The organism is Synechococcus sp. RedBA-s, from assembly GCF_024345495.1.
GTDB lineage: Bacteria > Cyanobacteriota > Cyanobacteriia > PCC-6307 > Cyanobiaceae > Regnicoccus_A.
The window spans coordinates 1-11,806 of the sequence record NZ_JAGQBF010000012.1; the positions used below are offsets into that span (position 1 = coordinate 1).

10 protein-coding genes, 1 tRNA gene and 1 pseudogene are annotated in these 11,806 nt (G+C 62.2%); 7 read left to right on the top strand and 5 right to left on the bottom strand.

Annotation, left to right across the window (positions count from 1 at the left end):
- Positions 1-662: 662 nt before the first annotated feature.
- From KBY67_RS06510 to KBY67_RS06520, 4 genes and pseudogenes are all read left to right on the top strand, one after another.
- Positions 663-1,154 (top strand): annotated as a pseudogene (locus KBY67_RS06510) (transposase); the annotation flags it as partial.
- Positions 1,155-1,172: 18 nt separating this feature from the next.
- Entirely contained in the window at positions 1,173-1,478 is a 306-nt protein-coding gene (locus tag KBY67_RS14915) for an ATP-binding protein (protein WP_399214078.1), read from the top strand.
- 633 nt (positions 1,479-2,111) lie between these two features.
- Positions 2,112-3,356, top strand: a complete 1,245-nt coding sequence (locus tag KBY67_RS06515) for a PrsW family intramembrane metalloprotease (protein WP_255109993.1) — start codon at positions 2,112-2,114, stop codon at positions 3,354-3,356.
- Between the two features lie 169 nt (positions 3,357-3,525).
- Positions 3,526-5,028 (top strand): mechanosensitive ion channel family protein, encoded by a 1,503-nt coding sequence (locus tag KBY67_RS06520; RefSeq protein ID WP_255109995.1) that lies wholly within the window; start codon positions 3,526-3,528, stop codon positions 5,026-5,028.
- Between the two features lie 132 nt (positions 5,029-5,160).
- Here the strand turns inward: KBY67_RS06520 and KBY67_RS06525 are convergent, their stop codons facing one another.
- Both KBY67_RS06525 and sfsA read right to left on the bottom strand, forming a co-directional pair.
- Positions 5,161-6,606, bottom strand: coding sequence for an ammonium transporter (locus KBY67_RS06525; RefSeq protein ID WP_255109997.1), 1,446 nt, complete (start codon positions 6,604-6,606; stop codon positions 5,161-5,163).
- Between the two features lie 131 nt (positions 6,607-6,737).
- On the bottom strand, positions 6,738-7,532 hold the full coding sequence (sfsA, locus tag KBY67_RS06530; RefSeq protein ID WP_255109998.1) for a DNA/RNA nuclease SfsA: 795 nt from the start codon (positions 7,530-7,532) through the stop codon (positions 6,738-6,740).
- A gap of 123 nt (positions 7,533-7,655) precedes the next feature.
- Here sfsA and murJ point away from each other — a divergent pair, with 123 nt between their 5' ends.
- Entirely contained in the window at positions 7,656-9,269 is a 1,614-nt protein-coding gene (murJ, locus tag KBY67_RS06535) for a murein biosynthesis integral membrane protein MurJ (RefSeq protein ID WP_255110000.1), read from the top strand.
- Here murJ and KBY67_RS06540 read toward each other — a convergent pair.
- The 3 genes from KBY67_RS06540 to KBY67_RS06550 form a co-directional block, all read right to left on the bottom strand.
- Positions 9,253-9,519, bottom strand: a complete 267-nt coding sequence (locus KBY67_RS06540; RefSeq protein ID WP_255110003.1) for a cytochrome-c oxidase — start codon at positions 9,517-9,519, stop codon at positions 9,253-9,255. The genes murJ and KBY67_RS06540 overlap by 17 nt on opposite strands.
- A gap of 95 nt (positions 9,520-9,614) precedes the next feature.
- Positions 9,615-9,905 carry a DUF3181 family protein gene (locus tag KBY67_RS06545; RefSeq protein WP_255110006.1) on the bottom strand — a complete coding sequence of 97 codons (291 nt, stop codon included), beginning with the start codon at positions 9,903-9,905 and terminating at the stop codon, positions 9,615-9,617.
- Positions 9,906-9,920: 15 nt separating this feature from the next.
- Positions 9,921-10,178, bottom strand: a complete 258-nt coding sequence (locus tag KBY67_RS06550) for a hypothetical protein (protein WP_255110008.1) — start codon at positions 10,176-10,178, stop codon at positions 9,921-9,923.
- 96 nt (positions 10,179-10,274) lie between these two features.
- Here KBY67_RS06550 and KBY67_RS06555 point away from each other — a divergent pair.
- Both KBY67_RS06555 and glyA read left to right on the top strand, forming a co-directional pair.
- Positions 10,275-10,348 (top strand) — tRNA-Arg (locus tag KBY67_RS06555).
- Positions 10,349-10,444: 96 nt separating this feature from the next.
- Positions 10,445-11,734, top strand: coding sequence for a serine hydroxymethyltransferase (gene glyA / locus KBY67_RS06560; RefSeq protein WP_255110010.1), 1,290 nt, complete (start codon positions 10,445-10,447; stop codon positions 11,732-11,734).
- Positions 11,735-11,806: the final 72 nt, after the last annotated feature.

Below are 11,806 nucleotides of genomic sequence, written 5' to 3' on the forward strand. Positions count from 1 at the left end.
GGCCAGAAACGCCTCCCAGGGAACCGTGGTCTCCATCTCATCCAAGAAGCGCTGGCGACGCGTCCTCTTTTTGGCGTAGGTCTGCTCGTAGTCCGTGAAGCCCAGCTGGAGAGGGTCGGCCATCCGTTCCAGTCTCAGTACTAGATCTGGACTGATTTTAGCGGGTTTTTCAGGGGTTCCTTAATCGGACGGAGTCTACTGTGGCGAGAGCTGAGGGTGATCCCCTGAGCGGCTGACCGTCAAATTGTCCCAAGGGGATTGAGTCAGTGGTCAAGAAGCTTTTTACACGCTTTGCGGTAGGGATGTGTAGCAACAGTCACAGTCACAGCCAAGAACACTATGCGGGTACCTTTGTAGGGCCTGTTCTTTGCTGCGCGGAAGAGGTGTCGTGCTGTGATCCACCGAGGGATGTCTCTGTGGCGGCGCTTCGTCTGGTGAGTCAGGCGGATTGAAGCCCTGCTGATGTAAGCAGGTCTTGCATGGGTGTTAATTTTTTCACAGCGTGTCGGCCTCGCGGAGATAGGCTGCCTGCCAGCCCCTTGGCAAACCGGCAGGACGTCCCTCGTCGCGGTGAGGGCAGCTGATTGGCGGAGATGTTTCCTTAGGAGTTTGCTGAAAAACCCTGCCACCTCTGCGAAAATGGGGCAACTGCCCAAGTCGTGATGCGAGGTCAGCAGGAGCGCAGTGGCTCCCTGTTCACCTACCTGTTGATCGAGGAGCGGATCCCGGCCAGCCATCCACTCCGGAGGATCCGGAGGCGGGCGAATCAGGCTCTGGATTGACTCAATCCCACCTTCTGTGAGCTGTATGCCTTAGAAGGTCGCCCATCGGTGCCGCCGGAGCAACTGCTGCTGGCCTCGTTGTTGCAGGCGTTCTACGGGATCCGCTCGGAGCGCCTGCTGCTGGAGCAGCTCCACTACAATCTAATGATTCGATGATTCGTGGGCTTGAGCCCCGACGATCCGATCTGGCACCCCACCACGTTTACCAAGAACAGAGACCGGCTCTTGAGCGAGCAGGTGATGGGCAAGGTTCTGGAGAAGCTGATGTGGGCACAGGAGGTGAAACCCTTGCTCAGTAACGAGCACTTCTCAGTGGACGGTACCCAGGCCTGCAGCCTGCTGCAGGCCTGGGCTTCTCACGCGACGCTGGAGCCCCCTCTGCCAGGAGTCATGGCGGCCGCCCTCGTGAGTGCCTTTCCTGATCGACCCGCCGGCTTCTGGCCACAAGGCGGCCTGGCACTTCGGGTCGCTGACAGTGGCCCTGGTTTTCTGCCCAACCCCAGGGGGCCAGATCAGCTCCTGTTGAGCAGCTCAAATCCAGGAGGCTTCGGTCTGGGTCTGTTCATGGTTCGTACTGCCGCGGACAATCACGGTGCGACGATCAGCTTCAGACATTCCAGGCTGGGGGGCGCTGAGGTCGTGGTCAGCTTTCTGGCCCGCATGGTCCGGACACCCACGTCGTTTCGAGCTGGCTGAGTGCTCCATCTGCTCAGATGAGCGCTATCGCCTGTTGGATCTGGACGCCACCTTGGTTGGAGTGCTCATGGACTTCACCAGCAGCCGGACGGTAGTCAACTTCAGACTGGATTCAACTGCGGCCTCTAGACTTGCCAGAGTTAAGACGGCAACCATCACGATCACGGCGGGCTTGGCTCTGCTGGAAAGGGGCTTCTTTTGACCCTGTGCCGGCAACCAAGGGGAGCAGGCTTCGTATTTCGTTATTATTTGTGCTCCGAAGACTGGGCTCATTCATATCTTAAAATCCGTGAGGTGGAGCTGCATCTCTCTATGTGGGTGTCTTTGCCGACCGGTGCCTACCTGAAATGGTGTAGTTCTGCGGTAATTTCGCAAGTCACGCCGGGATCGACCTGGCCCGGCGCCGCGTTGATCCGGGCCTCCGTCGGTTGCGTGAAGTAGTGCGGCAGTTCGCTCTTTAGTCGTTCGGAATTTGCAAGATTGGCTTAGAGTGGCTCTCCGGCCTGTCGATTATCGGCGCCTGGCCTGGCCTGGCTTGTCGTTCGGTCTGATCGCCGGTCAGTGATCTGCTCAGGATTGCGTCATCGGCCAGATCGCCCCAACCCTCAGACCTCTTCATCTGTTGACCCCTCCATGTCGATTGCAGCTGGAAGCCGGTTTCTCTTTGATTCGCCGCTCAGCAATCCGAGAGTGGCTCGGCTGATCGCGATTGTTTTGGCAATTCTTGCCGAGGCCTCGCTGATTGTCCTCGTCAAGTTCCAGCTGATGAGCCTGGCCCCCAGCTCCCTGGGTGTGTTTCTGCGTGCTCTGCTGGTGTCCGGATTGCTGTCGATCATTCCCTTTGCGGCTCTATGGTTCTTGGACCGTCGTGAGCGGGAATCGATATGGCTTTATATCGTGATGTTTCTCTGGGGAGCTCTCATAGCTACCGGCATTGCATCCCCAGTCACTGGAATATTGTTTCCAAAGGCAACTCAACTCGCCTCGCTCCACTCCGATATCCTGAGGCAGGTGACACAGAATTCGGGACCCACCTTTGCTGCGATGTTGCTAACACCGGCAATCGAAGAGTTTGTAAAGGGGCTGGGTGTGTTCGTCGTGTTTCTTCTGCTTAAGTCCGAATTCGACGGCGTCCGAGATGGATTTATCTATGGGGCATTAATTGGAATTGGCTATAATCTGATTGATTCCTCATTCTATCTTGCCAAGGCCTATGCCCAGACTGGAGTGGCGCCGTGGTGGCAGTATCTAGTCACCCACCATTCCTTGATGGGCTTTGGTGGCCACGCTCTCTACACCGGCCTGTTTGGGATGGGTCTGGGTCTCGCTCGCCAGTCGGCGATTCCCTGGCAGCGAATTGCGGCTCCTGTTCTTGGTTGGCTCACCGGATTGTTGGCCCACATCACAGGAAGCCTGATGGGGCTCCTGACGATCTTTCTGGCTGTTTCAGTCGTCGGCAAGAGTCTTGTCGCACCGTTCAGCCCTGGATCTGACCTGTTCTCCAACCCCTCCTTCTGGGCACTTCTACTTTCGGGTGGCTACATCAGTTTCTTTTGGTCATTTCCATTCGTGGCCCTTGCAGGCCTGATGCTCTGGAGGAGCGGTGAATGGGAGCGGCAGGTGATCCGAGATGAGCTGGTAGATGAGGTTGAGCCTGTGATTACGTTGCAGGAGTATCAAGCTGTTCTGGCTGATCGGATGTTGCACACTCGTCGGATCCAGGGAATCAGCAAGTCGCTGTCGGCTTCGATCGTGAATGCCCAGAATGAGCTTGCAATCCGAAAATGGCGCCTCAGTCACCATGGAAAGGATCCAGCTGCCGATCCGCTCGTTGCATCCTGGAGAGAGGAAATCACACGGCTTCGAGCAGGCACCTGAATCGTGAGTTCAGTGTGCGTGTGGATCGTCAGATTTTGCATTGATCTGAGTGGTCTTCCTTGTAACGCACTGAACCCGTTTTCAGCAGCCAGGTCTGGCTAGGATGGCTTTGCAAGAGCAAGCTCGCCTGCCACTGATGCACAGGGGGTTTTAGAATCCATCCCTCATGATGGCCATCCTGTCCAATCTAGCGATTGCCATTGGGCTGCAGATTGTGCTGCTCACCGTTCGGCTGGTGAGCAACAGGCGCCGTATTCCCCTGATTCCGGTGCGGCTGCCTAGCGTTGCCATCTGGCTCTGGCTGATCCTCTCGAGCCTGCCGGATTCGCTGGTCGTCCTGCGCTTACGCCCCTGGCTAGCGAGTGCGCTGCTGCTAAGCCAGTCCTATGCGGCTCTCCAGTTGTTGGTCTGGTGCACCCTGGAGGTGCCCAGTTCCCTGGCCTGGTGGCCGCGGCCACCGAAGATCCTGCGGGATCTTGGAATGTTGCTGGTCGCTGCAGTCATCACCGTGATAGTCCTGCAGGAACAGGCAAAGATCAATGTGGTGGGACTGGTCACCACCTCCGCCATCCTGACAGCGGTGATCGGTCTGGCGGCTCAGGAGTCTCTCAAGGACCTCTTTGCCGGAATCGTTCTGCAGGTCGATTCCCCGTTCCAGGAGGGGGACTTCATCAGTGCAGGGAATGGGATTGAGGGGTGGGTCGTCTCACTGACGCTGATGAGCACCCGCCTTCAGCACGTTCACGGGGCTCTGATCACCATGCCCAACAGCAAGATGTGGAGTACTGAGATTCGACGCTTCGGTCCCAGAGGTCCGATCGCGCGTGAGATTCATCTCAATCTCGATCTTGATCTCCCGCCGGAGAAGGCGACGACTGTGCTCACCCAGGTGGCCAGGGCCAATCCCCTTGTCTTGAGTGACCCGGAGCCGACAGCCTTTGTGTATGCCTATGCGGATCATGCGATCACCTATGAGCTGGAGGTCTGGCAAGAAGACCCTACGGACAATGGATTTGATGTCCTGAGGGGGCAGTTGCTGGCCCAGATCTGGTATGCGCTTGAGCGAGCCGGCAGAACCCTCCCCTACCCGGTTCGTGAACTGCGCCCGAAGGCCAGGCCGGCCGCGATTGATGATCCCGCCGGTTACGACCTGCCATCTCGACTCGACTTGCTCAGGCAGAATGTTTTGTTTACCCATCTCAGCTCCGGGCAACTGGAGAAGATCGCGCCGCTGACCCGTTGTCTTCGCTACGCGGTGGGAGAGTCGATCATCGTCGAAGACGACCGAGGAGACGCTCTCTTTCAACTGGTCCGCGGCAGCGTTGAAGTGATCAAGCGGATGGGTGATGGGAGCACGAAGACGGTTGCTCAGCTGGGAGTCGGAGCGATCTTCGGGGAGATGAGTGTGTTCAGTGACCTTCCCCGCAGTGCCAGCGTCCGTGCACTGCAGGAATGCGTGCTTCTGGAGGTGGAACGCGATGACCTCAGGCCCGTGCTTGAAGGTAATCCCAGGCTGGTGGAAGAGCTTGCTCTGCTAGTGAGTGAGCGCCGGGCCCAGCTCACCAGCTTGAGTCAGGAGGTCAGGCAGGCGCAGACGAATCAGCTGATCGACCAGATGCTGAAAATCTTCTCGACCCTAACTGGTGGGAATCCTGATGTTCGTCCAGGATGAATTCAACCTGCTTGAGTCTGCATGCTCGCCCGTCTGACTGAATTGAAGGGCGTCTGACGGCAGACCCTGCCTACACATAGAAAAGCCCATGCCGAATGGCATGGGCTTGGAACTTAAGAATTGTGCAATAAATCAGTGGCTCGTAGTTGCGAAATCTGGATAGGCCTCCATGCCATGCTCGCTGATGTCCAGGCCCGTGATCTCCTCTTTTTCGTGAACACGGATTCCATCAAACATCACGGCCAGAAGATTCCAGACGATGATGCCTGTGACGATGGCTTCAGCGGCGATGGCGAAGGCTCCGACCAGTTGGAGGCCGATCTGGCCGAACCCGTGACCAGTGAACAGTCCATGCTTGGTGGAAAAGACACCTACAGCCAGTGTTCCCCAGAGTCCGCAGGTGCCGTGAACGGACCAGGCACCCACCGGATCATCGATCTTGAGGCTGTCGACCCAGCTGACCGATAAGACCGCCAAGGTGCCGCCGATGGCGCCCACGATCCAGGAGGCAGGCATGGAGATGTCGTTGCAGACAGCCGTGATGCTCACCAGTCCGGCCAGGATGCCGTTGATGGTCATCGAGAGGTCCGGTTTGCCGGATCTGAGCTGGGAAACAATGGTGGCGGCAATGCCTCCTGCTGAAGCGGAGAGGGTGGTGGTGACGCAGATGTAAGGAACGTTCTGATTGAACGCCAACTCAGATGCGCCGTTGAACCCATACCAACAGACCCAGAGGAGCAGGGCTCCCAGTGTGGCGATCGACAGGTTGTGACCAGGAATGGCCTGAGGCTTGCCCCCGACAAATTTACCGATCCGGGGGCCGAGAATGATGGCTCCAACCAAGCCGCCCCATGCACCCATTTGGTGCACGGCTGTGGTGCCGGCGAAGTCGATGAAACCAAGCTGCTTGAGCCAGCCTGCCGAGTTCCAGATCCAGGCCGCGCCGATCGGATAGATGATGCCGCACTTGATCGCTGAGAACAGAACGAACGGTGTGAACTTGATCCGCTCAGCCACCATCCCGGAAACAATGGTCGCCGAGGTTCCTGCGAAGGCAGCCTGGAAGAGGAAATCAAGACTGGGAACCAGTTTGGCCTCCTTGACCATGTCGGCCGTCACCGTTGGATCGAAGAACAGTCCATTGAAGAACAGCCAGCCGCCGGCAATGGAATTGCCGTACATCAGTGAATAGCCGACCAACCAATAGGCGGTGACAGCGACCCCAAAAACAATCAGGTTCTTGGCGAGAATATTGACGGCATTCTTGGACCGGCAGAGTCCGGCCTCCACCATCGCGAACCCGGCGTTCATGAAAATAACGAGAATCGCCCCAATCAGCACCCAGAGGTTATTGGCGAGAAACGCAGCCGTGAGTTCAGGGAGCTCGGCGGCGTGGGCGGAGAGGTTGAACACTCCGAGGCCGAAAAGGGCCAGGGGTACACAGGCCAGCCAGGTCAGTGTGCGGGAACTGGACAGCCCGCGAACGCTGCGTAGCAGCAATTCGGGAGCCTCAAGCAGACTCGCCTCCTGGAGAAGCCGCGGTCGGCGTCCCCCAGAGGTGTGAGGAGCAACTGTCATGGATCGGAACGTCCTACAGAGTTGTAGTGAGAGAGGGGGGATCACGCCCGAGGGCGTAGGTACCCGGCAAAGATGGACGCTGCCGCACCACATGCTGGTTGTATTTGCTACACAATTTCTGATCGGATCGCTTACTGAGGTCCCTCGGGGTCCCTGGGGATCAGCTGGGCCACTCCAATCCAGCTCACGGCCTCGGCGCTGAAGTGGTAGCGCAGGGGCAACACCTCAACCCCCGCCGAGAGGGCCTCCCGAAACAGCTCCCCGTAGAGGGGATCGGCTGAATCCCCCGGTGCGAAGCTCGTCACATCGGCGCGGCTCAGGCAGGGAACGAGCAGGCCCCGGGCTTCGCTCCCCAGGGCCATCAGCTCCCGGAGGTGCTTCTGGCCCCTCTCGGTGACGGTGTCAGGGAAGAGGGCCAGCTCCCCCCGGCTCCAGGTGGTGTTTTTCACCTCCAGGTAGATGGGGCGTGGGTCGGCGGCATCGGCGGTCGGGCTCAGCAGCAGATCGATCCGGCTGCGGCGGCCTTCGCCGTAGGCCACCTCGGCGCGGATCGAGCCGATCGGCCCGATCCAGGGCTGCAGGCAGCCCGCTTCGATCGTGGCCCGCACCAGCCGGTTCGGCAGCATCGTGTTCACCCCCACCCAGCAGGGCTCGCCGTCGCTGCCGCTCACCAGGGCCTGCTCCCAGGTCCAGGCCAGCTTGCGCTCGGGCCTGGGGTCGTGGCGCAGGCGTACCTTCCCGCCCGGGAGGAGCACACCGGTCATGGGACCGGTGTTGGGGCAATGGGCGATCACCACCTGGCCGTTGGCCAGTTCCACATCCGCCAGGAAACGCTTGTAGCGGCGCAGCAGCACCCCCTCCACCAGGTTCTGCAACGGCAGGATCAGCGTGCCGGCGGGTCTGGGGAAGAGCTTCAAATCCGGCATCGAGTCAAGGGCTGGCCAGGGGGTGCCGGCTCAGGCGTCCATGGTGCCGCTCGGTCGGTGGGTCTCTCTGCGGGCGGCGGGGAGGAGAATCCCCCGATGGATGGGGCCCAACGGCCTGACTGGATGGCGAAATCCCTGCGGCGCATCGCCCTGATCGTGGCGCTGGCCACGGCTCTGAGCAAGGTGGCCGGTCTGCTGCGACAGCTGGTGATCGCCGCCGCCTTCGGGGTGGGAGCTGCTTACGACGCCTACAACTACGCCTACGTGCTGCCCGGTTTCCTGCTGATCCTGCTGGGGGGCATCAACGGGCCGTTCCACAGCGCCATGGTGAGCGTGCTGGCCCGCCGTCCCCGCGAGGAGGGGGCCCATGTGCTGGCGGCGATCAACACCCTGGTGGGGGTTGGCCTGCTGGCGGTGACGTTGTTGCTGGTGGTCGCAGCCGACCCGTTGATCTCCCTGGTGGGGCCTGGGCTGGGGGACGAGCGCCACGCCATCGCCGTGCTGCAGTTACGTTGGATGGCGCCAATGGCCCTGTTTTCGGGCTTGATCGGCCTGGGCTTCGGGGCTCTCAATGCCGCCGACGTGTTCTGGCTGCCGTCGGTGAGCCCGCTGGTGTCGAGCGTGGCGATGATCGGCGGCATCGGCATTCTCTGGTGGCAGTTGGGCCCGGCGATCACCCTGCCCGCCACGGCGGTGATCGGCGGCGTGGTGCTGGCACTCACCACCACCCTGGGTGCGCTGCTGCAGTGGTTGATCCAGCTGCCCGCCCTGGCGAAGGAGGGGTTGAATCGGTTCCAGCTCGTCTGGGATTGGCACCACCCTGGCGTCAAGGAGGTCCTTCAGGTGATGGGTCCGGCCACGCTTTCCTCGGGGATGCTCCAGATCAATGTGTTCACCAGTCTGTTCTTTGCCTCGGGGATGGTGGGTGCGGCGGCCGGCCTGGGTTACGCCAACCTGCTGGTGCAGACACCGCTGGGCTTGATCTCGAACGCCTTGCTCGTGCCGCTTCTGCCGGTGTTCGCCCGGCTCACGGCCCCAGCCGACCGGTCTGCACTGCTGGCCCGCATCCGCCAGGGATTGATGCTCTCGAACGCCAGCATGCTGCCGCTGGGGGCCTTGATGGTGGGTCTGGCCGGTCCGATCGTGGGCCTGGTCTACAAGCGGGGGGCCTTTGATGTGGGTGCGGCCCAGCTGGTGACGAGCCTTCTGATCGCTTACGGGATCGGCATGCCCGCTTACCTCGGCCGTGATGTGATCGTGCGCGTCTTCTATGCCCTGGGTGATGGCACCACGCCATTCCGCTTCTCCCTAGCCGGGATCGGCTTCAATGTGATCTTCTGCTGGTTGTTCGTCGGGGGACCCACCCCCTGGGGGCTCCAGCTACCGGCGTTCAACTTCGGCGCTGCCGGGCTGGTGATGGCCACGGTGGCGGTGAATGTGCTCACCTGCGCGGGATTGCTGCTGGCGCTGCAACGGCGACTTGGGGGCCTGCCCCTGCGGGTGTGGGGCCGGGACAGCCTCTGGCTGCTGCTGGCCGCCCTGGCTGGGGGTCTGGCCGCCTGGGTGCTCTCCAGCCTTGTGGCCTGGCCAGGCGGACTGCTGGGCCAGCTGCTGCAGTGCGCCCTGAGTGCCGGCCTGGGGCTGACGCTCTACGGCCTGATCGCCACCTGGGCGGGGGTGCCCGAGGCCCGCGATCTGGTTCTGCAGGTGCGCGGGCGTCTCAGTCGGGGTTCCTGAGGGTCACCCGGCGCTCCTCGCGCACCTGCACTGGGATCTCCAGGTGGCTGCGGCCGAGCATCTGGGGGCCATCCACCGAGAAGATCCGCGCCTCGATACCGAACTCACGAAAGGCGGTCTCCAGTTCCTGGATCAGCGCCTTCTCCACCTGGGCCTCGGCGTCGACGACCTTGCCGATCAAGCGGCCGCCGAGGGGTCCGATGCGCTGCCGGACCACCTCTCGGGCATTGGTGACCTCGATGACCAGCATCCAACGCCTGCAACGGGTTTGAACCCTATTCGCAGCCCATCTCCCAGGCCGGCCCTGTCGCGCTTCTTCAGCCGCGGCAGCGCGCCCTTGGGGCCTCAGTCGCCGATGGCGTCAAGGATGTCTTCGAGGTCGCGCAACTGCCCGGGGGGTAGCAGGCGGGCCAGGGGCAGGCGGCTGGAGCCGCCGCCGATCGGCACCTGTACCGCTTCAAGGGCCTGGCGGGCGCAGACCTCTGGGCCCTGATCGAGGCGGGCGGCGCATTCGATCGCCAGGGTCTTGGCCAGACCGGCGTCGCCCAGGTACAGATGCCAGCTGGCCACCTGGATGTAGAGGCGGTCCGCCAGGGCCAGGCTCAGCTCCTCGAGTTCCGTTGCCGTCAGGCTCACTGCAGTGGTGCGCGCTCAGGCTTCACCTTGGTCGAGGGGCTGGGTTCGTGGCCGCAGCCGCAACACGATGATGAGGTGCAGCAGCCAGAGCGCCCCCCAGGCCAGGCTCAGCCAGCTCAGGTGCACCCAGGGATGGCGCAGCCCCTGGACGAACCACAGGCCCGTGTTCACGGCGGCGAACAGGCCGCCGTGCAGGCAGAGGTTGACCACCCGCTCGTAGTGGCAATAGGTGGGGTCGGCGGGGTCGGCGGGGCCGTACCAGCGGATCGGCATGGGGGAAGGGAGACGCAGTGGCTGCGATGGCGGGCTCGATTGTGCCCCGGCAACAGTTGACGGATGGCCCCCCCGTGCGGTGAGAATGCTTGGCATGCGCTTGTAGCTCAGCGGATTAGAGCATCTGACTACGGATCAGAGGGTCGGGAGTTCGAATCTCTCCAGGCGCGCTTGTCAACCGTCCGACATCGGGCGGTTTTTTCTTGGCTGGGTTCTCGACAGGGTGATTTCTTACGATGGGAAGCTCGCGCCTTGCTGTCGATCCCATGGTGGATGCCACCGGTACGCCCCTGAACCAGTCCCTGGCGGCCGGGGACCCCGCCATCGCCGCCCTGATCGGTCGTGAGCTGGACCGTCAGCAGAGCCATCTGGAGCTGATCGCCAGCGAGAACTTCACCTCCAGGGCCGTGATGGAGGCCCAGGGGTCGGTGCTCACCAACAAATACGCCGAAGGCCTGCCCCACAAGCGCTACTACGGCGGCTGTGAGCACGTCGATGCGATCGAGGAGCTGGCGATCGCCCGGGCCCGCCAGCTGTTCGGGGCCGCCTGGGCGAACGTGCAGCCCCACAGCGGAGCCCAGGCCAACTTCGCCGTGTTTCTGGCCCTGCTCCAGCCCGGCGACACGATCCTGGGCATGGACCTCTCCCACGGCGGTCACCTCACCCATGGTTCGCCGGTGAATGTCTCGGGCAAGTGGTTCAAGGCGGTCCATTACGGCGTCGATCCCCACACCCAGCAGCTCGACTACGACGCCATCCGGACCCTGGCCGAGCAGCACCGCCCCCGCTTGATCATCTGCGGCTACTCCGCCTATCCCCGCACGATCGACTTCGCGGCCTTCCGCTCGATCGCCGATTCAGTCGACGCCTTCCTTCTGGCCGACATGGCCCACATCGCCGGCCTGGTGGCGACGGGTGCCCATCCCAGCCCCGTCCCCCATTGCCATGTGGTCACCACCACCACCCACAAGACCCTGCGGGGTCCCCGCGGCGGGCTGATCCTCTGCAATGACGCCGAGTTCGGCAAGCGCTTTGACAAGGCCGTCTTCCCCGGCAGCCAGGGGGGTCCCCTGGAGCATGTGGTGGCCGCCAAGGCGGTGGCCTTCGGTGAGGCCCTGCAGCCCTCCTTCCGCACCTACAGCCAGCAGGTGATCCGCAATGCCCAGGCCCTGGCCACTCGGATCCAGGAGCGGGGCATCGCCGTGGTGTCGGGTGGCACCGACAACCACCTGGTGCTGCTCGACCTGCGCTCGATCGGTCTCACCGGCAAAGTGGCCGACCTGCTGGTGAGCGAGGTCAATATCACGGCCAACAAGAACACCGTGCCCTTTGATCCGGAATCGCCCTTCGTCACCAGTGGTCTGCGCCTGGGCACGGCCGCCCTCACCACCCGCGGTTTCGATGCCGACGACTTCGTCGAGGTGGCCGATGTGATCGCCGATCGGCTGCTCCACCCCGAGGACAGCGTGATCGAGTTGCGCTGCCGCGAGCGGGTGCGTGCCCTCTGCGCGCGCCATCCGCTCTATGGGCCGAGCCGCATCCCCCAGCCGGCCTGACTCCCACTGCCTAAGCTGAGTCCTCGATCCGGTCTCTGCATGGCACCCCCCGCGTCGTTGCCACCAGCGTTG

Coding starts and splice junctions, on each gene's coding strand:
- KBY67_RS14915 (WP_399214078.1), top strand. CDS start 1,173: ATGGCGGCCGCCCTCGTGAGTGCCTTTCCTGATCGACCCGCCGGCTTC.
- KBY67_RS06515 (WP_255109993.1), top strand. CDS start 2,112: ATGTCGATTGCAGCTGGAAGCCGGTTTCTCTTTGATTCGCCGCTCAGC.
- KBY67_RS06520 (WP_255109995.1), top strand. CDS start 3,526: ATGGCCATCCTGTCCAATCTAGCGATTGCCATTGGGCTGCAGATTGTG.
- KBY67_RS06525 (WP_255109997.1), bottom strand. CDS start 6,606: ATGACAGTTGCTCCTCACACCTCTGGGGGACGCCGACCGCGGCTTCTC.
- sfsA (WP_255109998.1), bottom strand. CDS start 7,532: ATGCCGGATTTGAAGCTCTTCCCCAGACCCGCCGGCACGCTGATCCTG.
- murJ (WP_255110000.1), top strand. CDS start 7,656: ATGGCGAAATCCCTGCGGCGCATCGCCCTGATCGTGGCGCTGGCCACG.
- KBY67_RS06540 (WP_255110003.1), bottom strand. CDS start 9,519: ATGCTGGTCATCGAGGTCACCAATGCCCGAGAGGTGGTCCGGCAGCGC.
- KBY67_RS06550 (WP_255110008.1), bottom strand. CDS start 10,178: ATGCCGATCCGCTGGTACGGCCCCGCCGACCCCGCCGACCCCACCTAT.
- glyA (WP_255110010.1), top strand. CDS start 10,445: ATGGTGGATGCCACCGGTACGCCCCTGAACCAGTCCCTGGCGGCCGGG.